Origin of the sequence: Alloyangia pacifica (assembly GCF_900116195.1) — a bacterium.
Lineage (GTDB): Bacteria > Pseudomonadota > Alphaproteobacteria > Rhodobacterales > Rhodobacteraceae > Salipiger > Salipiger pacificus.
In genome coordinates this window covers 87,986-108,904 of sequence record NZ_FOZW01000013.1, presented here as the reverse complement: position 1 = coordinate 108,904, position 20,919 = coordinate 87,986, and the positions used below count along the sequence as shown (strand labels likewise).

Genomic DNA, 20,919 nt, shown 5'->3' with positions numbered 1-20,919 from the left:
GACATGCATTTTGGACTGACCGAAGAACAGGAGATGATCGTCTCCACCGTCCGGAGCTTCGTCGAAAACGAGATCTACCCGCATGAGGCCGCGGTCGAGCGCAGCGGCGAGGTGCCTGCCGAGGTGGCACAGGAGATCAAGCAAAAGTGCCTCGATCTCGGCTTCTACGCCTCAAACTTCCCCGAGAGCGTCGGCGGGCCGGGCCTGTCGCATCTGGAATTCGCGCTGGTCGAGCGCGAGCTGGGCCGCGGCTCGATGGCTCTGACCCACTTCTTTGGCCGCCCGCAGAACATCCTGATGGCCTGCGAGGGCGAACAGGTGGACCGCTACCTGATGCCTGCCGTGCGCGGCGAGCGCATGGACGCGCTGGCGATGACCGAGCCCGACGCGGGCTCGGACGTGCGGGGCATGAAATGCACCGCCACCCGTGACGGCGGTGACTGGGTGATCAACGGCTCCAAGCACTTCATCTCCGGCGCCGATCACGCGGACTTCTTCATCGTCTTCGTCGCCACCGGCGTCGACGAGACCCCGCGCGGCCCCAAGAAGCGCATCACCTGCTTCCTCGTCGACCGCGACACCCCCGGCTTCGAGGTGGCGAACGGCTACAATTCGGTCTCGCACCGCGGCTACAAGAACTGCATCCTCTACTTCGACAACTGCCGCCTGCCCGACGCGCAGGTGCTGGGCGAGGTCGACGGCGGCTTCGAGGTGATGAACGAATGGCTCTACGCCACGCGCATCACAGTTGCGACCATGTCGGTGGGCCGCGCCCGCCGGGTGTTCGACCACGCCGTGCAATACGCCGCCGAACGCAAGCAGTTCGGCCAGCCGATCGGCAAGTTCCAGGGCGTCAGCTTCCAGATCGCCGACATGATCACCGAGATCGACGCCGCAGACATGTTGACGCTGTCGTCGGCATGGCGCCTCGATCAGGGCCTGCCAGCAAACCGCGAAATCGCCTCGGCCAAGGTCTATGCCTCGGAAATGCTGGCCCGCGTCACTGACGCCGCACTGCAGATCCACGGTGGCATGGGACTGATGGACGAGCTGCCGATCGAACGCTTCTGGCGGGATGCCCGCGTCGAACGGATCTGGGACGGCACCTCCGAGATCCAGCGTCACATCATCAGCCGGGAAATCTTCCGGCCGCTGGGAGCCTGACCCATGCAGCCGCTCAGCCGCTTCTTCTCGCCCCGGGCCATCGCCGTGATCGGCGGCGGAACCTGGTGCGAAAGCGTGGTGCGCCAGTGCCGCGACACCGGCTTCTCGGGGCCGATCTGGCCGGTGCACCCCAAGAAGTCCGAGGTCGGCGGCCTGCCCGCCTACCCCGATCTCGCCTCGCTGCCGGGCGTGCCCGACGCCGCCTTCATCGGCGTCAACCGCGAGCTCTCGGTGCAGATCGCTGGTGAGCTTTCGGCCATGGGCTGCGGCGGCGCGGTCTGCTTTGCCGCCGGCTTCAGCGAGGCGGTATCCGAGCTGGCCGACGGCGACGCGCTGCAGGCGCAGCTGGTCGCTGCCGCGGGGCAGATGCGCATCCTCGGGCCGAACTGCTACGGCATCGTCAACGCACTCGACGGCGTGGCACTCTGGCCTGACCGGCACGGCATGTCGCCGGTGGACCGGGGCGTTGCCGTCATCGGCCAGTCGTCCAACGTGCTGATCAACCTCACCATGCAGCGCCGCGGCCTGCCGCTGGCCGCGGTCGTGGCGGCGGGCAACCAGGCGCAGACCTCCATGGCCGATCTCGGCATCGCACTGCTGGAAGACCCGCGCATCACCGCACTCGGGCTGCACATCGAGGGGATCAGCGATCTGCCCGCCTTCGAGGGGCTGGCCAGCCGCGCGCAGGAACTGGGCAAGCCCATCGTTGCGCTGAAGGTCGGCGCATCGCAGCAGGCGCAGGAGGCGGCGGTCTCGCACACCGCCTCTCTCACCGGCAGCGACGCCGGGGCGCGGGCGCTGCTGCGCCGGCTCGGCATGGCGCAGGTCGACACGCCGTCGGAGCTGGTCGAGACGCTGAAGCTGCTGCATGTCACCGGCGGACTGGCCTCGGCCCGCATCGCCTCGGCCTCCTGCTCGGGCGGCGAGGCCTCGCTGATGGCCGATATGGGCGAGGTGGTGGGGGTGGACTTCCCGGCGCTGGACGAAGCGCAGAAGACCGCCCTGCGCGCCGCGCTCGGCCCCAAGGTCGCGTTGGCCAACCCTTTGGATTACAATACTTATATCTGGGGCGACGAGGCGGCGCTCGAAGCCACTTTCACCGGCCTCTGCGATGCCGATCTGGGGCTCGGCTGCGTGGTGATCGACTACCCGCGCGACGACCGTTTCACCGCACCCGACTACGATCAGGTACTGCGCGCTGTAGCAAGAACACGCGAGGCCACCGGCACGCCGATGGCGCTGGTCTCGCTGCTCGCCGAAGGGCTGCCCGAGGCGGTCGCGTCCCGGGCGCTTGAGCTGGGCATCACCCCGCTCTGCGGCATGGGCGAGGCGCTGCGCGCGATCCGCGCCGCGGCGCAGGTCGGCGCGCGGGCAACGGGCGACAACCGCCCGACCGCGCCGGTGCTGATGCCGCTCAACGGCCAGGGAGCGACCCGCGTCTACCCCGAGGCGGAGGCCAAGGCGCTGCTCTCGGCGGCGGGCATCCGCGTGCCGAAGTCCGACCGAGCCGACTGTGCCGAGACCGCCGGAACCTGCGCCTCCGCCATCGGTTTCCCGGTGGTGCTGAAGGGCGAAGGCATCGCCCACAAGACCGAGGCCGGGGCGGTGGTGCTGAACCTCGACTGCCGCGAGGCGGTGCTGGAGGCGGCGACGGGCATGCCCGCGCAGAGCTTCCTCGTCGAGGAGATGATCACCGGCACCGTCGCCGAGCTGCTGATCGGCGTGACCCGCGATCCGGCGCATGGCTTCGTGCTGACGCTGGGGCTGGGCGGCATCCTCACCGAGCTGATCCGCGACACCGCCTCGCTGCTGATCCCCGCCAGCCGCGAGGACGTGCGCGGCGCGCTCACCGGGCTGCGCACCGGCGCGCTGCTCACCGGCTACCGGGGCCGTCCGGCGGCGGACATGGAGGCCGTGCTCGACACGATCATGGCGCTGCAGGAGTTGGTCAGCCATCACGCGGACAACCTCCACGAAATCGAAATCAACCCGCTGATCTGCCGCACCTCGGGCGCGGTGGCGGCGGATGCACTCATCAGGATGGGAGAGAGCAAATGACCTCTTCGAACGTGCTCACCGAGCGCCGCGGCGCGGTGCTCGAGGTGACGCTGAACCGGCCCAAGGCCAATGCCATCGACATGGCCACAAGCCGCGAGCTCGGCGAGATCTTCACCGAGTTCCGGGACGATCCCGAACTGCGCGTGGCGATCCTCACCGGCGCGGGCGAGAAGTTCTTCTGCCCGGGCTGGGACCTCAAGGCCGCCGCTGGCGGCGAGGATGCCGATGGCGACTACGGCAAGGGCGGCTTCGGCGGCCTGCAGGAGCTGCGCGGCTTGAACAAGCCGGTGATCGCGGCGGTCAACGGCATCGCCTGCGGCGGCGGGCTGGAACTGGCGATCAGCGCCGACATCATCCTCGCCGCCGACCACGCCTCCTTTGCCCTGCCGGAGATCAAGTCCGGCACCGTGGCCGACGCGGCGACACTCAAGCTGCCCAAGCGCATCCCCTACCACATCGCCATGGAGCTGCTCTACACTGGTCGCTGGTTCGACGTCGAGGAGGCGCACCGCTGGGGGCTGGTCAACCGCATCGTGCCGGGGGCCGAGCTGATGGCCGAGGCCCGCAAGATGGCGGACGAGCTGGCTTCGGGGCCGCCGCTGGTCTTCGCCGCGATCAAGGAGATCGCCCGCGAGGCCGAGGACATGAAGTTCCAGGACGCGCTGAACCGGATCAACGGCAGCCAGTTCGAGACCGTCGAGCGGCTCTACCGCTCCGAGGACCAGAAGGAAGGCGCCCGCGCCTTCGCCGAGAAACGCGACCCGGTCTGGAAGGGCCGGTAAGGAGAACCCGATGTCCCTGACGATGAACCGCAAACCCTTCATCACCGCTGCGATCACCGGCGCGGGCGCGACGCAGGACAAGAGCCGCCTCGTGCCGCGTTCGCCGCAGGAAATCGCCGATGCGGCGATCGACGCGGCCAAGGCTGGTGCAGCCGTGGTGCATTGCCACGTCCGCGACCCGGAAACCGGCGCGCCCTGCCGTGACCGGGCGCTGTTCCGCGAAGTGACCGACCGCATCCGCTCGTCAGAGGTGGATGTGGTTCTGAACCTGACCGCCGGCACCGGTGGCGACCTGACCTTCGGCGAGGTCGAGACGCCGATGGCTCTGGATGCGCCGAACACCGACATGATCGGCGCGACCGAACGCATGGCGCATATCCGTGACTGCCTTCCGGAAATCTGCACGCTGGACTGCGGGTCGATGAACTTCGGCGATGGCACCTACGTGATGACCAACACCACGGACATGCTGCGCGCCATGGGCCGCCAAATGACGGACTTGGGCGTGAAGCCGGAGATCGAGGCTTTCGACACCGGCCACCTGTGGTTCGCCAAGCAACTGGTCAAGGAAGGCGTGCTCGACAGCCCCGCGCTGGTTCAGCTGTGCATGGGCATTCCCTGGGGTGCGCCGGGCGATATGAACACCTTCATGGCGATGGTGAACAACGTGCCCGCCGACTGGACCTGGTCCGCCTTCAGCCTTGGCCGGGACGAGATGCCCTATGTCGCCGCCGCGGCACTGGCCGGCGGCAACGTCCGCGTTGGTCTGGAGGACAACCTCTACCTCGATCGTGGTGTGTTCGCGACAAACGCGCAGCTGGTCGAAAAGGCGGCAACCATCCTGTCGAACATGGGCGCATCGCTGATGACCCCGCAGGAGGTCCGCGACCAGCTGGGCCTCGTGAAACGCGATATGCCGGTGTTCGCATGACGCGAACCGCGAAGAATGCGGCGATCATCGGCGGCGGCGTCATCGGCGGGGGCTGGGCCGCCCGCTTCCTTCTGAACGGCTGGGACGTCGCCGTCTTCGACCCCGATCCCGAAGCCGCGCGCAAGATCGGCGAGGTGCTGGACAATGCCCGCGCCTCGCTGCCCGCCCTCTACGACCGTCCACTGCCGCCCGAAGGCACGCTGAGCTTCGCCGCCTCCGTCGCCGAGGCGGTGTCGGGTGCCGACTGGGTGCAGGAGAGCGTCTCGGAACGGCTCGAGCTGAAGCACAGGGTCTACAGGGAGATCGCCGACGCGCTGCCCGAGGGTGGCTTCATCGCCTCCTCGACCTCGGGTTTCAAGGCGAGTGATCTTGCCTCCGGCGGCGCGCCGGTGGTGGTGGTGCACCCGTTCAACCCAGTCTACCTGCTACCTCTGGCCGAGATTTCGGGCGATGCCGCGCTCTGCGACAAGGCCGCCGGGGTGGTGACTTCCATCGGCATGCACCCGCTGGTGCTGCGCAAGGAGATCGACGCCTTCATCGGCAACCGCTTCCAGGAAGCGGTCTGGCGCGAGGCGCTGTGGATGCTCAAGGACGGCATCGCCACCACGACCGAGATCGACGACGCGATCCGCATGAGCTTCGGCCTCCGCTGGGCGCAGATGGGGCTCTTCGAGACCTACCGCATCGCCGGCGGCGAGGCAGGGATGCAGAGCTACATCGAGCAGTTCGGCCCGACCCTCAGCTGGCCCTGGACCAAGCTGACCGATGTGCCCGATCTTGATGCGGCGCTGATCGAAACCATCAGCAGCCAATCCGACGCCCAGTCGGGCCACCGAACGATCCGCGAGCTGGAACGGCTGCGCGACGACAATCTAGTCGCCATCCTGCGCGGGCTGCGCCGCACCGGCAGCGGCGCGGGCGGCGTGCTGCTCGGACACGAGAAGACGCTGGCCGAGGGCGGTGAGCTGGACGGGCTGCCGATCACCCTGCGCCAGGCGGTGCCGGTGACATGGACCGACTACAACGGCCACATGAACGAGGCCGCCTACCTCGAGCTGGGCACCTGGGCGACCGACGGGCTGATGAAGCTGGTGGGCGCGGACGACGCCTATGTCGCGGCTGGCAAGAGCTTCTTCACCGTCGACACCCGCATCCGCTACCTCGACGAGGTGCACCGCGGGACCGTCCTGACGGTGACCACTCAGGTGCTCGAAGGCGTCGGCAAGAAGATGAAACTCTTCCACCGCATGACAAAGCCCGACGGCACCCTTGCGGCGACGCTCGAAACCCTGCTTCTTCACACTGACCTCTCCACTCGCCGCGCCTGCCCGCCCGAGCCGCAGGTGGCGGAGGCCCTCGAAGACCTCGCTGCGGCCCACGCCGGGCGCCCCGCAGAGGGCGCCGGTGGCGCCGTCGGCCAACGCAACTGAAGACCGGAGACACAGATGACCATGTCCCCCGAAGAGAAACAGACCCGCGAAGAGCTGGCCGCCTGCTACCGGCTTGCCGCGCTGCATAAATTCACCGACCTCATCTACACCCATATCACCGCCCGCGTGCCGGGCGAGGACGGGCATTTCCTGATCAATCCCTACGGCTGGCGCTGGGAAGAGATCACCGCCTCCTCGCTGGTGAAGATCGACGTCGACGGCAACAAGGTCGACGGCAGCCCGCAGCGGGTGAACCCGGCAGGCTTCACCATCCACTCGGCGGTGCACATGAACCGCCACGACGCAGCCTGGATCATGCACACCCACACGCGCGCGGGCGTGGCGGTCTCCTGCATGGAGGAGGGGCTACTGCCGCTCAACCAGATCTCGCTGCAGTTCCACAACCGCATCGGCTACCATGATTTCGAAGGCATCGCGCTCGACCTCGAGGAGCGCGAGCGCATCGTCGAGGACCTCGGCGATCACCCGGTGCTGATGCTGCGCAACCACGGGCTCATCGCAACCGGCCGCAGCGCCGCCGAGATGTTCAACAACATCTTCTACCTGGAGCGCGCCTGCGAGATCCAGATCGCCGCAACCTCAAGCGGACAGCCGCTGCGGATGGTGAATGACGAGATCGCCGCCCGCGTGCACCAGCAATACGTGCAGATGAACGAGGAAGATGGCGACCTCGAGCTCGAATGGCAGGCGCACCTGCGCTCGATCGAAGCCATCGGCCCGGACTTCCGCGCCTGACCTTATGTCCGGCGCGCGCAGCCCCGCGCGCGCCGAACCCGCGCACGCGCAGCTTTCGCCCGTGACGCCGCCAGCGCGCCGCGCTACCCTACAGGCCGACCAGCCACCGCCGGACCGCTGCCATGGACCACCCGCTCATCGACCTGATCAACGCGCGCATCGCCAAGGCCGAGGCCGAAGGCGCCTTCGACAACCTGCCGGGCGCCGGGAAACCGCTGCCCGACTGCGACGACCCGGAGAATGCAGTCCTGAACCGCATCCTCAAGGACAATGGCGCCGTGCCGCAGGCGGTGGCGCTCTCGCGCCAGCTTTCGGCCCTGCGCGAAGAGTTGCGCGAGACCTCCGACCGCGATGCCCGGCGCCGCCTCATTCAGGACATGTCGCTGCTCGAAGCCCGCCTCGAGATCGAGCGCAAGTCGCGCTGAGGCTTGGCCTTTCCGCCCCGCCGTGCCAGAACTTCCGGCAACGAGAGGACGAGGCATGGTCACGGTCAAAGAGCAGTACGAAAGCTATCCCTACCCTGAGCGTGACCCGAAGGACGAAAAGACCCGGCTGATCACCGGCTCGCCCTCGCACCCGCTGGAAATGGACCACTGGCTCTGGCGCGGCAACCGCGACTGGTCGCAACCGCTGCGCGTGCTGGTCGCCGGGGGCGGCACCGGCGACGGGCTGCTCCAGCTCGCCACGCTGCTCACCGCCGCGAAGAAGCCCTTCGAGATCACCTATCTCGACCTCTCGACCGCCTCGCGCGCCGTAGCCGAGGACCGCGCCAAGGTGCGCGGGCTCAGCGGCATCACCTTCCACACCGCCAGCCTGCTCGACGCCCCCGACTTCGGCAGTTTCGATTACATCGACTGCTGCGGTGTGCTGCACCACCTGCCCGAGCCCGAGGCCGGCTTCCGCGCCCTCCGCGCCGCCCTTGCCCCCGGCGGCGGGCTCGGCTTCATGGTCTACGCGCCCTACGGCCGGTCGGGTGTCTACCCGCTGCAGGAAGCCTTCGGCGCGCTCTTCGACGGGCTGCCGCCGCGGGAGCGTCTGGCCCGTGCGCAGCGCCTCGTCGCCGAGCTGCCCGAGGGCCATCCCTTCACCGCCAACCGCAACCTCGGCGATCACCATACCTCGGATGCGGGCTTCTACGATCTGCTGCTGCACGGGCAGGACCGCAGCTACGCGGTGCCGGAACTGCTCGCCACGCTGGACGAGACCGGATGGCGGCTGGCGGGCTTCACCACCCCCGCGCTCTATGACCTCGGACAGATCACCGAGGTGCCCGAGGGCATGGACGCCGCCACCCAGATGGCCACCGCCGAGAAACTGCGCGGCACGATCCGCATGCACACCGCCTATGCCGTGCCGGCCAGAGCAGAGGACACGAAGGCCAGGCCCACGGACCGCAAGCTGGTCCCGCACCTGCGCGGCGTGCAGCGCGCGGCGCTGGCGAAAGCGGTGGCCCAGGGCCGCCCGCTGCCGGTGAAAATGGCCGGGGCCGAGGCCACGCTGATGCTGCCCAAGGGCACCGCGCCGCTGCTCGCCGGGATCGACGGGCGCCGCAGCCTGAGCGAGATCGCTCAGGGTGCAAGCATCGACCCGATCACCTTTGGCACCGGCTGGGCGCAGGTCCACAAGGCGCTGGAGCCCTGGGGCCTGCTTCTCTACTCATCGCTGCTGCGCTGAGCGCAAATTCCTTCGAAGGAGTCTGCTCCTCTCTACGAAGTGAGGCGCCCCTCACTCGTAGCTGCGCGCATCCTCGATCACCACGCCGTCGCGCGGCAGCCCGCCTGGCGCCACGAGCTCGACCTTGCCCTTGAGTTTCAGCAGCTCCGCCACGCTCGCCTCGAAGGCCCCGGCATCCGGCGCCTCGCCCTGCCCCGAGGTCTCGATCCGCACGGTCATCACGTCCATCTCGCCCTCGCGGCTGGCCACCACGCGGGCCCGGCCGATCTCGGCATGGCGCGCCACCAGCGCCGCCACTTGCTCGGGACGTACGAACATGCCCTTGATTTTGGTGGTCTGGTCAGCCCGGCCCATCCAGCCCTTGATCCGCATGTTGCTGCGCCCGCAAGGGCTCAGCCCCGGCAGCACGGCGGACATGTCGCCGGTGGCGAAACGGATCAGCGGGTAGTCGGGGTTGAGCGTGGTCACCACCACCTCGCCGACCTCGCCTTCGGCCACCGGATCGCCGGTGCCGGGGGTGACGATCTCGACGATCACCCGCTCGTCGACGATCATCCCCTCCATGCTCGGCGTCTCGTAGGCGATGAGCCCCAGGTCGGCGGTGGCATAGCATTGCAGGCAGGCGATGCCGCGTTCGGCGTAGAACTCCCGCAGCGAGGGGAAGAGCGCCCCGCCCGAGACCGCCGCCTTGGTAATTGCCAGCTGGACGCCCATGGCCTCGGCCTTGTCGAGGATGACCTTCAGATAGTCCGGCGTCCCGGCATAGGCGGTAACACCGATGTCCGCCGCCGCCTGCACCTGCAGCTCGGTCTGGCCGGTGCCTGCAGGCAGCACGGCCGCGCCTACCGCCCGCGCGCCGCTCTCGAAGATCATCCCGGCCGGTGTCAGGTGATAGCCGAAACAGTTCTGCACGATGTCGCCCGCGCCGATGCCCGCTGCATGCAGGAAGCGCCCCAGCCGCCACCAGTCGTGCTCAGCCCCGCCCGGCTCGTAGATCGGCCCGGGCGACTGGAAGACATGGGCAAACCCGGCGGCGGGCCGGGTGGTGAAGCCGCCGAAGGGCGCGGCGCGTTTCTGCGCCGCGCCGAGCTCGGACTTGCGCAGCACCGGCAGCGCCGCCAGCGCCTCGCGGCTGGTGATGCTCGCCGCATCCACCCCGGAAAGAAGCTCCGCGTAGCCCGGCAACGCCTGCGCACGGGCAACCTGCTCAGGCAGAGCCCCGGCCAGCGCCGACGCGCGGTCGGCCGCGCTGCGGGTCTCCAAATCGTCGAAGTAACTGCTCATCCGAGCCTCCCTTTTCAGCCCAGTCCTATCCATCCCCGTCCGCGGCATCGCCGGGCGGGATCGGCAGCGCATAGGCCGCCAATGTCTCGTAGATCGCCCCCTCGGGGGTCAGCGTCGAGGCGACGAGCCGCAGCTCCCCCGCCGCCTCCGCCCCGGTGGTCAGCGCAACCTGCGCCGCCACCGCCCGTTCAAGCCGCGCCAGCCCCTCGCCGCGCAGCCCCGCGCCGAAGCGCGTCAGTGTCACATGCGGCCGGAACCGCCGCCGCTCGAGCTCGATCGCCGCCGCCCGGCAGGCCCGCACCACGCGCCCGTGCAGGGACGAAAGACCCGGCTCGGGCGCCACCGCCGCCGCCAGCAGCTTCGGCGACCGCCCGCCAAAACTCTCCAGCCCGGTCACCCGCAACCGGCAGCCCGGCAGCGCCTGCCCCTCCAGTTCGAGATGCAGCTCCCGAAGTTCTGGCTCCTCGACGTCGCCGAGGAAGGCCAGCGTCACATGCAGGTTCTCCTCGGGTACCGCGCGCCCCACCGGCAGAGCCTCCTGCACCGCCAGCAGCGGCGGTATCAGCGGCTCGGGCAGCGGCAGAGCGAGGAAGGCGCGCATTCACGCCAGCCACCGCTTGCGGCGGCGGTAGGAGCGCACGTCGCGGAAGGATTTCCGGCCCTCGTCGGACATGCCGAGGTAGAACTCCTTCACGTCCGGGTTCTCGCGCAGCGCCTGCGCAGGCCCGTCCATCACCACCCGGCCGTTCTCGAGGATGTAGCCGTAGTGGGCGTAGCGCAGCGCCACATTGGTGTTCTGCTCGGCCAGCAGGAAGGACACGCCCTCGCCCTCGTTCACCGCCTTCACGATCTCGAAGATCTGCTCCACCAGCTGCGGCGCCAGCCCCATCGAGGGCTCGTCCAGCAGCACCATTTCCGGCCGCGACATCAGCGCCCGGCCAATGGCGCACATCTGCTGCTCACCACCCGAGGTATAGCCGGCCTGAGACTTCCGCCGTTCCTTCAGCCGCGGGAAATACTCGTAGACCATCTCCAGATCGCGCTGCACGGCGGCCTTGCCGTCGCGCCGGGTAAAGGCGCCGGTCATCAGGTTCTCTTCCACCGTCAGGTGCTCGAAACAGTGCCTCCCCTCCATCACCTGGATGACGCCGCGCTTGACCAGCGCCGCCGGATCGAGGTCCTGCACCCGCTCGCCGCGATACGAGATCGTGCCCTTGGTCACCTCGCCGCGCTCGGAATGCAGCAGGTTCGAGATCGCCTTCAGCGTGGTGGTCTTGCCCGCGCCATTGCCGCCCAGGAGCGCGGTGATCCCGCCCCGCGGCACCGCGAGCGACACGCCCTTCAGCACGAGGATCACGTGGTTGTAGATCACCTCGATATTGTTGACCTCGAGCAGCGTCTCGCGCGCCGCCCCCTCGCGGGTAGAGGTCTCGCCCGTCTGCGCAGTGTCCAGCATCTTCTTCTCTTTCCAAATACGCAAAATCCGGCGGCGACAGATGCGCCGCCGCCGGAGGTGTCAGCTCAGCCGCCGCACTCTTCGTTGACCGGCCAGGGCTGGTTGGCCTCGGCGTAGTCCATCGCCGCCTTTTCCTCGAGCGGCGCGATCATGTCGCTGTCCGGCATGATGAGATCCGACGCCTTGACGAACTTCTCGCCGTCCCATTCGAGGATCCAGCCGCCGGAGTGGCCGGTGTGGTTGTTGCACGAGGTCGAGAACGGCGGCACCATGCCGGTCATCCCCAGTTCCTCGAGCCGCTCTTCTGTGATGTCGAGGTTCTCGAGGCCCCAGCGCAGGTCCGCCGGAGAAATCTCCGCCTTGCCCGCGTGCTCCTGTGCCACCCGGATGCCCTCGCCGAGCACCATGGAGATCACCAGCCCGCGCGAGTAGAACACGCCCGACATTTCCTCGGCATTGCTCAGCGTCTTGCCCGGCTCGACCACGTATTTCTGCAGGTCGGCCATGATCGGCGCCTCGGGGTTCGGGAAGGACCAGCTGACGGACTTGTAGCCCTTGCCCGCGTCGCCGACGATCTTCAGGTCAGCGTCATGCCCGGCCCACCAGACCCCCAGCATGTTCTCCATCGGGAACTTGGTCTTGACGGCCTCGGTGATGGCGCCGGCATTCATCGCGCCCCAGCCCCACATGATCACGTAATCCGGACGCTCGCGGCGGATCTGCAACCATTGCGCCGACTGGTTCTGCATTTCCTTGAGGCCAACGGGGATCGGCACCAGCTCGAAGCCCTGCGCCTCTGCGGCGGCTTCGAGATAGGGCAGCGGCTCCTTGCCGAAGGGGTGGTCGAGGTGCAGGAAGGCGATCTTCTTGCCGCTCAGGTCCCCTTGCGATCCGAGATACTTGATCAGGATCGACGCGCCATCCCAATAGCTCAGCGGGATGTTGAAGGCCCATTGGAACACCTTGCCGTCGGCCATCGGCGAGAAGCCGTAGCCGGGCGCGAGGATCGGAATCTCGTCGACATTGGTCTTCGGCAGCACCTGCAGCGTGATGCCGGTGGACCAGGGCTGGGTCACGATCGCCTTGCCCTTGGTCTTCTCGTAGCACTCGACTCCCTTCTCGGTGGAATAGCCGGTCTCGCATTCGTCGAAGTCGATGGCGATGCCGCCGATGCCGCCGTCACGGGCGTTCATCAGTTCCATGTAGTCCTTCTGCCCGTTCATCAGCGGGATGCCGGTGGCGGCAAACGGCCCGGTCCGATAGGCGAGGTTCGGTGTGTACAGCCCCTCGGCCATCGCGCCCCCCGCCATCAAAGCGCCAAGCGCCGCGGCCCCCGCCAGTTTGGTCAACGTTTTCATCCTATCTCCTCCCTGAGATCTTCGATGATGTGAAAAGCCCGGCCCGCACCTCCTCAATGCGGGAAGGGCCAGATGATCAGCTTCTCCCGGATCAGCGCCCAGAGGCGCGCCAGCCCGTGCGGCTCGATGATCAGGAAGAAGACGATGAGCGCGCCGACGATCATGATGTTGAGATGCTCGACCATGGCCGAGCTGATCGGCAGCCCCAGCGCCTGCGGCACCGTGCCCAGCACCACCGGCAGGCCGACGATGAGGATCGCGCCCAGGTAGTTGCCGAGGATCGATCCTAGCCCGCCGATGATGGCGATGAAGAGGATGCGGAAACTCAGCGGAATGTCGAAAAGGTTGGGCTCCGCCGCGCCGCGCCACATGAAGACGAAGAGCGCGCCGGCCACGCCCACCACGTAGGAGGACACGGCAAAGGCAGTGAGCTTCGAGCGCATCAGGTTGATGCCGATGAGCTCGGCGGCGATGTCCATGTCGCGCGTCGCCTTCCAGCTCCGCCCCAGCGTGCCGCGGGTGAGATTGATGCAGAGCACGGTCATCAGGGTGACCACCACCAGCACCACGTAATACTGCACGATCGAGCTCGCCTGCGGCCCGGCGACGTAGGTCCCGAACATCTCGAGGTTCGGCACCTGGATCGCGCCCGAGGCGTTGTAATTGTAGAGCCAACCCCATTTCTCGAAGAGCCAGACCAGGAAGAACTGCGCCGCCAGCGTGGCAATCGCGAGATAGAACCCCTTGATCCGCAAGGAGGGAATACCGAAGGCCACGCCGACGCCGGCGCTGAAGAAGCCCGACAGCAGGATCGCCACCACCGGGTTCATCCAGGGAAACAGCGTCACCAGCTTGTAGCAGGCATAGGCACCCACGCCCATGAAGGCCGCGGTGCCCAGCGACAGCTGCCCGGCATATCCCGTCAGGATGTTCAGCCCCTGCGCCGCCAGCGCGTAGATCAGGATCGGGATCAGCAATGTCTGGAAGGCGAACTCGCTCGCGGTGAGCGGGAAGACCACCCAGGCAAAGCCGAGGATCACCATCAGCAGCACCGCGTCCTGGCGGACCGGGAACAGCGCCATGTCCGACTTGTAACTCGTCTTGAATTGCCCCGCCGTGCGATAGAGCATCCGTCTCTCCCTCTCCCGGCGCCTCTGCGCCGCTCCTTCAGGTCCTGCCGCGGGTCCGGGGCTCCTCTTCCCCGGTCACGCGACCCTGTATCTTTGCCGGACCGGCGTCAGGCGGGTCCGTGCGTCTCTTCGGGGTAGGCGCGCTTCGGTGGCACCGCGTAGCCCGTCGCCTCCGAGTGCCGCACCAGCCAGAACCAGGCCCAGAGGCCCGCCGCGCCCCCCGCCGCCGCCAGCAGCAGCGCCGGCAGCACGTGCCCCTCGCTGCCGGTCAACGCGAGGTAGCCGAAGGCCCAGAAGCCCGCCCAGGCCACCACGTTCAGCACCGCCACAAGTTTCGCCATGTCACCAGCGCCTCCCCTGCGCCATCATCGTTCCGCAAATACGCATCCCAGCTTGCCGCCCCCGACCGCCGGGCCAGCACACCGATGCCTTCATCTTTCCCGAAATACTCCCGCCGGAGGCCCCACATCGAGGCCCCGCCGGGAGCGGCCCTAGACCCTCTCGATGATGCGCTCCCCGAACAGCCCCTGCGGGCGGAACAGCAGCACGATCAGCGCCAGAACGAAGGCGAACCAGGTCTCGGTATTGCCGCCCATCAGCGGCTGGCCCCAGTAGATCTCGAAGAGCTTCTCCAGCATACCGATCATAAGCCCGCCGATGATCGCCCCGGTGATGCTTTCGAGACCGCCCAGCATAAGAACCGGAAGCGCTTTGTAAGCAATGACTTCCAAGGCGAAGCTCACCCCTGCACGCGCGCCCCAGGCGATGCCGGTGACCAGCGCGATGATGCCCGCGATGAACCAGACCAGCACCCAGATCGTCTGCAGCGAGATGCCCACCGAGAGCGCCGCCTGGTGATCGTCGCCAAGCGCGCGGATGGCGCGGCCCATGCGGGTCTTGCCGAGAAAGAGCAGCAGCGCCACCACCAGCAGACCCGCGACCACGACCGCCGTGATATCCTTCTGTTCGAGGATCAGCAGCCCGCCCCAGGGTTCCAGCACCACCGAGTCCGTGGGAATGCCCAGCTCCTCGGTGATCATCACCTTGTTCTCGCCGCCGAAGATGATCTCGCCGAAGCCGATCAGGAACAGCGTGATGCCGATGGTGGCCATGAAGAGGATGATGTCCGGCTGGCCGACCAGCGGCCGCAGTACCACCCGCTCGATCGAGACCGCCAGGACGAACATCACTGCCAAGGTCAGCGCCACGCTGATCCAGGCCGGAATGCCCATGGCATGCAGCCCGACGAGCGTCAGCGCCGCGAACACGACCATGATGCCCTGCGCAAAGTTGAAGATCCGCGAACTGCGGAAGATCAGCACGAAGCCGAGCGCGATCAGCGCGTAGAGGATGCCCGAGACAAGCCCTTCCCAGAGCACCTGCAGCAGGAAGTCCGGCGCCGCGAACATGTCGGCAAAGGGCTGGATGAAGATGTCGTTCAGCATGTCGCCTGCTCCCTCAATGCGCCACGCCAAGATAGGCGTCGATCACGTCCTGGTTCTGCCGCACCTCTTCGGGCGGGCCGTCGCCGATCTTCTTGCCGTAATCCATCACGACCACCCGGTCGCTCAGGTCCATGACCACGCCCATGTCGTGCTCAATCAGGCAGATGGTGGTGCCGAACTCGTCGTTCACATCGAGGATGAAGCGGCTCATGTCCTCCTTCTCCTCGACATTCATCCCCGCCATCGGCTCGTCGAGCAGCAAGAGCGACGGCTCGGCGGCCAGCGCCCGCGCCAGCTCGACGCGTTTCTTCAGGCCATAGGGCAGTCGCCCCACCGGCGTCTTGCGGATGTTCTGGATCTCGAGAAAATCGATGACCTTCTCGACGATCTCGCGGTTGGCAATCTCCTCGTCGCGGGCGCGGCCCCACCAGATCGCCTGGCTGGCGATGCCCGCCTTCATGTGGGTCAGCCGTCCGGTCATGACGTTGTCGAGCACCGTCATCCCCTCGAAGAGCGCGATGTTCTGGAAGGTCCGCGCCACGCCCAGCCGTGCCACCTCGTATGGCTTCATCGGCGGGCGTTTGGCGCCCTTGTACCAGAGCTCGCCCTCGGAGGGCGTGTAAAAGCCCGAAATGATGTTGAGCATCGAGGACTTGCCCGCGCCGTTCGGCCCGATGATCGCCCGGATCTCGCCCTCGCGGATGTCGAAAGAGATGTCCTTGATCGCCACGACCCCGCCGAACTTCAGGGTGATATTGCGCAGCTCCATCAGCACGCCGCCGATCTGCCGTCCATCCTCGGTGACGTATCCCACCTCTTTGCTGGCATCCTTCACGGCATCCCGCCTTTCATCTTTCCCTGAAATACTCAGACCCGACCCGTCCATCATTCCGCCGCCACCTTCATCGGTGCCACCGGCACCACCTGCGCGTCGCGGATCGCCAGCGTCGCCTTAATCCGGCCCTTGCGCCCGTCCTCGTAGGTCACCTCGGTCTCGGTGTAGATGCTCTCCGAGCCGTCGTAGAGCGCGGTGAGCAGGTCGGCGTATTTCTCGGCGATGATGTTGCGACGCACCTTGCGGGTGCGGGTCAGCTCGCCGTCATCGGCGTCCAGCTCCTTGTGCAGCACCAGAAAGCGGTGGATCTGGCAGCCCGAGAGCATCTCGTCCTGAGCCACGGAGGCATTCACCTCCTCGACATGGCGCTGGATCGTCTCCAGCACCTGCGGGTGTCCTGCCAGCTCCTGGTAGGAGGCATAGGCGATGTTGTTGCGCTCGGCCCAGTTGCCCACCGCGGTGAGGTCGATGTTGATGAAGGCGGTGCAGCGGTCGCGGCCATTGCCGAAGACCACGGCCTCGAGGATGTTGGGGAAGAACTTGAGCTTGTTTTCCACGTACTTGGGTGCAAACAGCGCACCGTCCGCCATCTTGCCCACGTCCTTGGCGCGGTCGATGATGCGCAGGTGGCCCGTGGCTTCCTCGATGAAGCCCGCGTCGCCGGTGGCGACCCAGCCCTCGGCATCCTTGGTGCCCGCGGTGCTGTCGGCATTCTTGTAGTATTCCACGAAGACGCCGGGCGAGCGGTAGAAGACCTCGCCGCTCTCGGCGATGCGGATTTCGACGCCGGGCGACGGCACGCCCACCGTGTCGGGCCGCACCTCGTTGTCCGGCTGCTGGGTGATGAAGACCGAGGCCTCGGTCTGGCCGTAGAGCTGCTTGAGGTTGATCCCCAATGCCCGGTAGAAATCGAAGATCTCCGGCCCGATCGCCTCGCCCGCGGTGTAGCCGACGCGCACCCGGCTGAAGCCCAGCGTGTTCTTCAGCGGCCCGTAGACCATGAATTCACCGAGTGCATACTTGAGCCGCTCGAACATCCCCACCGGCTTGCCGTCGAGGATCTTCGGACCCACCACCTTGGCGTGGTTGAGGAAGTGGTGGAACAGCTTGCGCTTGAAGCCGCCCGCGTCCTCCATACGGATCATGATCTGGGTGAGCTGCGTCTCGAAAACCCTTGGCGGAGCGAAATAATAACTCGGCGCGATCTCTCGCAGGTCGGTCATCATCGTCTCGGCGGACTCGGGGCAGTTGACGCAGAATCCGTTCCAGTAGGCCTGACCGATCGAGAAGATGAAATCGCCGACCCAGGCCATGGGGAGATAGGCCAGAACCTCCTCACCGGGGCTCAGGTGGTCGAACTCGGACGAGGACTTGGCGGTCTCGATGATGTTGCGATTGGACAGCACCACGCCCTTTGGCTTGCCGGTGGTGCCGGAGGTGTAGAGCATCACGCAGGTGTCGTCGTAGCCAAGTGCGTCGCGACGGCGGTCGAGCTCGCCGATCAACTCGTCGCGGGCGGCGCGGCCCTGCGCCTGAACATGGGCGTAGTCGTGCAGCGCGCGGTGGTCGTATTTCCGCATGCCGCGCGGATCGACGTAGATCATGTGCTCGAACTGGTGCAGGTCATCCTGGATCTCGATGACCTTGTCGACCTGCTCCTGATCGGCGGCAATGACGAAGCGTGCGCCGCAATGCTGCAGCACGTATTCCATCTCTTCGGCCACCGCGTCTTGGTAGAGCGGCACCGGCACCGCCCCGGCCATCTGCGCCGCGACCATGGACCAGTAGAGCGTCGGGCGGTTGCGACCGATGACGGCGACGTGGTCACCCGGCGCGACACCGAGGTTCAGCAGGCCCAGTGCAAAGGCCTCGATCTCCTCCTGCGTGTCGGCCCAGCTCCAGCTCTGCCAGATGCCGAATTCCTTCTCCCGGTAGGCCGGGCGGCCGGCAAAGCGTGTAGCATTGCGCTGCAACAGGGCCGGAATAGAGCGCAGCCCCGCTGCGCCCTCGGACATGTAAGCCAATTTGTCTCCTCCCTTGGCTCCCGGTACGTGCTTACTCCCGGACGTCCCGCGCCACCTCCTCCGCAGCTCGGGACGCGCATTTTTGCGAGTCATCCCCATTAAGGGGTTCGGCCAGCGTGAGCGTCAATGTTTTCGTGATCTTTGCCCGAATCTAACGAATTGTATCAAAGGAATTTTTTACTCAAGGCGCTGTAATAATTAACAAAACCATCACCGCTACACCAACCGCGCCTTGATGTCTCAGCATTGTTTCGGCATATTCGTCCGGGCCCCGGCAGCTTCCGTTAGGTCATCATAGCGACCGCAAAGCTGGGCCCGGATCCGGCGGAACCTGAAGCGCCGGAGCGGCTGCGCGCGGCGCCTCGACCGGGCTGTGTGAAAAGCGCCGCGGCGCAGCATCTTCCGTGCGCAGAACACATCCCTGTCGGTTGCCAAATCGGCACGGCACAAGCAAAGTCTGGCCATGCAGATTTACCTCCCCATCGCCGAAGTCTCGGTCAACGTCTTCCTGCTCCTCGGGCTGGGCGGGATGGTCGGCGTGCTGTCGGGCATGTTCGGCGTTGGCGGCGGCTTCCTGATCACGCCCCTGCTCTTCTTCATGGGCATTCCGCCGGCGGTGGCCGTGGCGACCGGCGCGAACCAGATCGTCGCCAGCTCCATCTCCGGCGTTCTGGCACATTTCAAGCGCAAGACCGTGGATTTGCGCATGGGCCTCGTGCTGCTCGCCGGGGGCCTGATCGGCGCGGCGCTCGGGGTGTGGATCTTCAACCTGCTGAAGGGGCTCGGCCAAGTCGACCTGCTGGTGCGGCTCTGCTACGTCGTCTTCCTCGGCATCATCGGCGGGCTGATGTTCATCGAGAGCCTCAACGCCATCTTCAAATCGCGCAAGGGTGCCCCGCGGAAGCGCCGCCATCATGGCTGGGTGCACGGGCTGCCCTTCAAGATGCGCTTCCGCACTTCGGGGCTCTACATCTCGGCGATCCCGCCGATGCTGGTCGGACTGTCGGTGGGCGTGCTCTCGGCGATCATGGGCGTCGGCGGCGGCTTCATCATGGTGCCTGCGATGATCTATCTGCTGGGCATGCCAACGAAAGTGGTCGTCGGCACCTCGCTGTTTCAGATCATCTTCGTCACCGCCTTCACCACCCTGCTGCACGCCACGACAAACTACACCGTAGACATCATGCTGGCGCTGGTGCTGATCCTCGGCGGCGTCATCGGCGCGCAGATCGGCACTGCCTTCGGCACCCGGCTGAAGGCCGAGCAGCTGCGCATTGCGCTAGCCTCGCTGGTGCTGCTGGTCTGTGGCAAGCTGGCGCTCGATCTCTTCATCACCCCGTCCGAGATCTACGAGCTGGTGGCACGATGAGAGTTCTCGCCGCGCTGCTGATCCTGATCGCCGCGCTGCCCGCGCGGGCCGAGGAGGTCGTGCTGGGCCTCAGCCGGACCAACGTGTCGATCACCACCGATTTCGACGGTTCCGACATCCTCATCTTCGGCGCGGTGAAACGCGAGGTGGCGATCCAATCCGACCCACCGCTGCAGGTGATCGTCACCGTCGAGGGACCGCTCGAGCCGGTCACCGTCTGGCGCAAGGCGCGCAAGCTCGGCATCTGGGTCAACGCAGAGGCGGTGGAGATCGACAGCGCCCCGAGCTTCTACGCCGTGGCCACCTCAGCACCGTGGAACCAGAGCATCACCGCGGTCGAGGACCTGCGCCACAAGGTGTCGATCCCCCGCGCCATCCGATCGGTCGGCGCGCCGATGGACATCATGGACAGCGAGGCCTTCACCGAGGCGCTGATCCGCGTGCGTGAGCAGCAGGGCCTCTACAGGGTCGAGGAAGAGAGCGTCGAACTGCAGGAATCCACGCTCTTCGACACCTCGATCTCGATGCCCGCGAATATCTCCGAGGGGCGCTACCTGACCCGGGTTTTCCTGACCCGTGCGGGCAAGGTGATCTCGGTACACGAAAGCGAAATCCAGGTCGGCAAGGTCGGGCTGGAACGCTGGCTCTTCACCCTGTCGCGGCAGATGCCGCTGGCCTACGGGCTGCTGTCACTGGCCATCGCCGCGCTGGCGGGCTGGGGCGCCTCGGCGCTGTTCCGGGCGATCCGTTCCGGATGAGCCGCCAGCCCCCCGGAACCCGCGCCGACTATTGCGCCTTCTATCCCATCGCCACGCGGTGGAAGGACATGGATGCCTACGGGCATCTCAACAATGCGTCTTACCTGTCCTACCTCGATACGGCAGTGACGCTCTGGCAGCTCGACGCCGGGATGGAAATCTACCGCCCCGGCGGATTGCGCTTTCTCGCGGCACAGATCGGCTGCACCTACCATGCCGAGGCACGCTTCCCGGACCTGCTGCACGCCGGGGTACGCTGCGGACACCTCGGTCGAAGCTCCGCGCGCTTCGAGGTCGGCTTCTTTCGCAATGACGACGATATCGCCTGCGCCGAGGGGTTCATCGTGCACGTCTCGGTGGACGAGCGAACACGTCCCGAACCGATCCCCGACCGCTTCCGCCCGGCCATCGAGGCGATCCTGCGCGGCGATTGACGCGGCCGCCCCGTGAGGACAAGGTCCGGAA

20 protein-coding genes are annotated in these 20,919 nt (G+C 66.8%); 11 read left to right on the top strand and 9 right to left on the bottom strand.

Annotated elements, in window-relative coordinates:
- Positions 1-3: 3 nt before the first annotated feature.
- The 8 genes from BM397_RS23145 to BM397_RS23110 all read left to right on the top strand — a co-directional run bounded on the left by BM397_RS23145 (position 4) and on the right by BM397_RS23110 (position 8,795).
- Positions 4-1,164, top strand: a complete 1,161-nt coding sequence (locus tag BM397_RS23145) for an acyl-CoA dehydrogenase family protein (RefSeq protein ID WP_092429037.1) — start codon at positions 4-6, stop codon at positions 1,162-1,164.
- A 3-nt stretch (positions 1,165-1,167) separates the two neighbouring features.
- Positions 1,168-3,222 carry an acetate--CoA ligase family protein gene (locus BM397_RS23140; RefSeq protein WP_092429039.1) on the top strand — a complete coding sequence of 685 codons (2,055 nt, stop codon included), beginning with the start codon at positions 1,168-1,170 and terminating at the stop codon, positions 3,220-3,222.
- Positions 3,219-4,004 (top strand): carnitinyl-CoA dehydratase, encoded by a 786-nt coding sequence (locus BM397_RS23135; RefSeq protein ID WP_092429041.1) that lies wholly within the window; start codon positions 3,219-3,221, stop codon positions 4,002-4,004. The genes BM397_RS23140 and BM397_RS23135 overlap by 4 nt, the downstream gene beginning before the upstream one ends.
- A 10-nt stretch (positions 4,005-4,014) precedes the next feature.
- Positions 4,015-4,935 (top strand): 3-dehydrocarnitine:acetyl-CoA trimethylamine transferase BcoG, encoded by a 921-nt coding sequence (gene bcoG, locus BM397_RS23130; RefSeq protein WP_092429043.1) that lies wholly within the window; start codon positions 4,015-4,017, stop codon positions 4,933-4,935.
- Positions 4,932-6,365: a carnitine 3-dehydrogenase gene (locus tag BM397_RS23125; RefSeq protein WP_092429045.1), complete on the top strand. Its 1,434-nt coding sequence runs from the start codon at positions 4,932-4,934 to the stop codon at positions 6,363-6,365. The genes bcoG and BM397_RS23125 overlap by 4 nt, the downstream gene beginning before the upstream one ends.
- 21 nt (positions 6,366-6,386) lie before the next feature.
- The gene (locus tag BM397_RS23120) at positions 6,387-7,121 is read left to right on the top strand and encodes a class II aldolase/adducin family protein (protein WP_092429231.1); all 735 of its coding nucleotides are present in this window, start codon (positions 6,387-6,389) and stop codon (positions 7,119-7,121) included.
- 122 nt (positions 7,122-7,243) lie between these two features.
- Positions 7,244-7,546 (top strand): DnaJ family domain-containing protein, encoded by a 303-nt coding sequence (locus tag BM397_RS23115; protein ID WP_092429047.1) that lies wholly within the window; start codon positions 7,244-7,246, stop codon positions 7,544-7,546.
- 55 nt (positions 7,547-7,601) lie between these two features.
- Positions 7,602-8,795 (top strand): class I SAM-dependent methyltransferase, encoded by a 1,194-nt coding sequence (locus BM397_RS23110; protein ID WP_092429049.1) that lies wholly within the window; start codon positions 7,602-7,604, stop codon positions 8,793-8,795.
- A 51-nt stretch (positions 8,796-8,846) separates the two neighbouring features.
- Here the strand turns inward: BM397_RS23110 and BM397_RS23105 are convergent, their stop codons facing one another.
- From BM397_RS23105 to BM397_RS23065, 9 genes are all read right to left on the bottom strand, one after another.
- Positions 8,847-10,079: a phenylacetate--CoA ligase family protein gene (locus tag BM397_RS23105; RefSeq protein ID WP_092429051.1), complete on the bottom strand. Its 1,233-nt coding sequence runs from the start codon at positions 10,077-10,079 to the stop codon at positions 8,847-8,849.
- A gap of 25 nt (positions 10,080-10,104) precedes the next feature.
- Positions 10,105-10,680 (bottom strand): RNA 2',3'-cyclic phosphodiesterase, encoded by a 576-nt coding sequence (thpR, locus tag BM397_RS23100; protein ID WP_092429053.1) that lies wholly within the window; start codon positions 10,678-10,680, stop codon positions 10,105-10,107.
- Positions 10,681-11,535, bottom strand: coding sequence for an ABC transporter ATP-binding protein (locus BM397_RS23095; protein WP_092429055.1), 855 nt, complete (start codon positions 11,533-11,535; stop codon positions 10,681-10,683).
- Positions 11,536-11,600: 65 nt separating this feature from the next.
- Entirely contained in the window at positions 11,601-12,893 is a 1,293-nt protein-coding gene (locus BM397_RS23090) for an ABC transporter substrate-binding protein (RefSeq protein ID WP_092429057.1), read from the bottom strand.
- Positions 12,894-12,946: 53 nt separating this feature from the next.
- Complete coding sequence (locus BM397_RS23085) at positions 12,947-14,023, bottom strand: branched-chain amino acid ABC transporter permease (RefSeq protein WP_092429059.1); 1,077 nt, start codon at positions 14,021-14,023, stop codon at positions 12,947-12,949.
- 107 nt (positions 14,024-14,130) lie between these two features.
- The gene (locus BM397_RS23080) at positions 14,131-14,364 is read right to left on the bottom strand and encodes a hypothetical protein (protein ID WP_092429061.1); all 234 of its coding nucleotides are present in this window, start codon (positions 14,362-14,364) and stop codon (positions 14,131-14,133) included.
- 150 nt (positions 14,365-14,514) lie between these two features.
- Positions 14,515-15,468, bottom strand: a complete 954-nt coding sequence (locus BM397_RS23075; protein WP_092429063.1) for a branched-chain amino acid ABC transporter permease — start codon at positions 15,466-15,468, stop codon at positions 14,515-14,517.
- 13 nt (positions 15,469-15,481) lie between these two features.
- Positions 15,482-16,237, bottom strand: a complete 756-nt coding sequence (locus BM397_RS23070; RefSeq protein WP_425425975.1) for an ABC transporter ATP-binding protein — start codon at positions 16,235-16,237, stop codon at positions 15,482-15,484.
- A 116-nt stretch (positions 16,238-16,353) separates the two neighbouring features.
- The gene (locus tag BM397_RS23065) at positions 16,354-18,318 is read right to left on the bottom strand and encodes an AMP-binding protein (RefSeq protein ID WP_092429067.1); all 1,965 of its coding nucleotides are present in this window, start codon (positions 18,316-18,318) and stop codon (positions 16,354-16,356) included.
- A gap of 472 nt (positions 18,319-18,790) precedes the next feature.
- Between BM397_RS23065 and BM397_RS23060 the strand changes: the two genes are divergently transcribed.
- Genes BM397_RS23060 through BM397_RS23050 form a run of 3 tightly spaced genes read left to right on the top strand, consistent with a single transcriptional unit; the run spans position 18,791 to position 20,888 of the window.
- Positions 18,791-19,696: a sulfite exporter TauE/SafE family protein gene (locus BM397_RS23060; protein WP_092429070.1), complete on the top strand. Its 906-nt coding sequence runs from the start codon at positions 18,791-18,793 to the stop codon at positions 19,694-19,696.
- On the top strand, positions 19,693-20,454 hold the full coding sequence (locus tag BM397_RS23055; RefSeq protein WP_092429072.1) for a TIGR02186 family protein: 762 nt from the start codon (positions 19,693-19,695) through the stop codon (positions 20,452-20,454). The genes BM397_RS23060 and BM397_RS23055 overlap by 4 nt, the downstream gene beginning before the upstream one ends.
- Entirely contained in the window at positions 20,451-20,888 is a 438-nt protein-coding gene (locus tag BM397_RS23050) for an acyl-CoA thioesterase (protein ID WP_092429074.1), read from the top strand. The genes BM397_RS23055 and BM397_RS23050 overlap by 4 nt, the downstream gene beginning before the upstream one ends.
- Positions 20,889-20,919 lie beyond the last annotated feature (31 nt).

Excerpts from the sequence above, each read along its gene's own strand:
- BM397_RS23145 (WP_092429037.1), top strand. The coding sequence starts at position 4 with ATGCATTTTGGACTGACCGAAGAACAGGAGATGATCGTCTCCACCGTC.
- BM397_RS23140 (WP_092429039.1), top strand. The coding sequence starts at position 1,168 with ATGCAGCCGCTCAGCCGCTTCTTCTCGCCCCGGGCCATCGCCGTGATC.
- BM397_RS23135 (WP_092429041.1), top strand. The coding sequence starts at position 3,219 with ATGACCTCTTCGAACGTGCTCACCGAGCGCCGCGGCGCGGTGCTCGAG.
- bcoG (WP_092429043.1), top strand. The coding sequence starts at position 4,015 with ATGTCCCTGACGATGAACCGCAAACCCTTCATCACCGCTGCGATCACC.
- BM397_RS23125 (WP_092429045.1), top strand. The coding sequence starts at position 4,932 with ATGACGCGAACCGCGAAGAATGCGGCGATCATCGGCGGCGGCGTCATC.
- BM397_RS23120 (WP_092429231.1), top strand. The coding sequence starts at position 6,387 with ATGTCCCCCGAAGAGAAACAGACCCGCGAAGAGCTGGCCGCCTGCTAC.
- BM397_RS23115 (WP_092429047.1), top strand. The coding sequence starts at position 7,244 with ATGGACCACCCGCTCATCGACCTGATCAACGCGCGCATCGCCAAGGCC.
- BM397_RS23110 (WP_092429049.1), top strand. The coding sequence starts at position 7,602 with ATGGTCACGGTCAAAGAGCAGTACGAAAGCTATCCCTACCCTGAGCGT.
- BM397_RS23105 (WP_092429051.1), bottom strand. The coding sequence starts at position 10,079 with ATGAGCAGTTACTTCGACGATTTGGAGACCCGCAGCGCGGCCGACCGC.
- thpR (WP_092429053.1), bottom strand. The coding sequence starts at position 10,680 with ATGCGCGCCTTCCTCGCTCTGCCGCTGCCCGAGCCGCTGATACCGCCG.
- BM397_RS23095 (WP_092429055.1), bottom strand. The coding sequence starts at position 11,535 with ATGCTGGACACTGCGCAGACGGGCGAGACCTCTACCCGCGAGGGGGCG.
- BM397_RS23090 (WP_092429057.1), bottom strand. The coding sequence starts at position 12,893 with ATGAAAACGTTGACCAAACTGGCGGGGGCCGCGGCGCTTGGCGCTTTG.
- BM397_RS23085 (WP_092429059.1), bottom strand. The coding sequence starts at position 14,023 with ATGCTCTATCGCACGGCGGGGCAATTCAAGACGAGTTACAAGTCGGAC.
- BM397_RS23080 (WP_092429061.1), bottom strand. The coding sequence starts at position 14,364 with ATGGCGAAACTTGTGGCGGTGCTGAACGTGGTGGCCTGGGCGGGCTTC.
- BM397_RS23075 (WP_092429063.1), bottom strand. The coding sequence starts at position 15,468 with ATGCTGAACGACATCTTCATCCAGCCCTTTGCCGACATGTTCGCGGCG.
- BM397_RS23070 (WP_425425975.1), bottom strand. The coding sequence starts at position 16,237 with ATGGAGCTGCGCAATATCACCCTGAAGTTCGGCGGGGTCGTGGCGATC.
- BM397_RS23065 (WP_092429067.1), bottom strand. The coding sequence starts at position 18,318 with ATGTCCGAGGGCGCAGCGGGGCTGCGCTCTATTCCGGCCCTGTTGCAG.
- BM397_RS23060 (WP_092429070.1), top strand. The coding sequence starts at position 18,791 with ATGCAGATTTACCTCCCCATCGCCGAAGTCTCGGTCAACGTCTTCCTG.
- BM397_RS23055 (WP_092429072.1), top strand. The coding sequence starts at position 19,693 with ATGAGAGTTCTCGCCGCGCTGCTGATCCTGATCGCCGCGCTGCCCGCG.
- BM397_RS23050 (WP_092429074.1), top strand. The coding sequence starts at position 20,451 with ATGAGCCGCCAGCCCCCCGGAACCCGCGCCGACTATTGCGCCTTCTAT.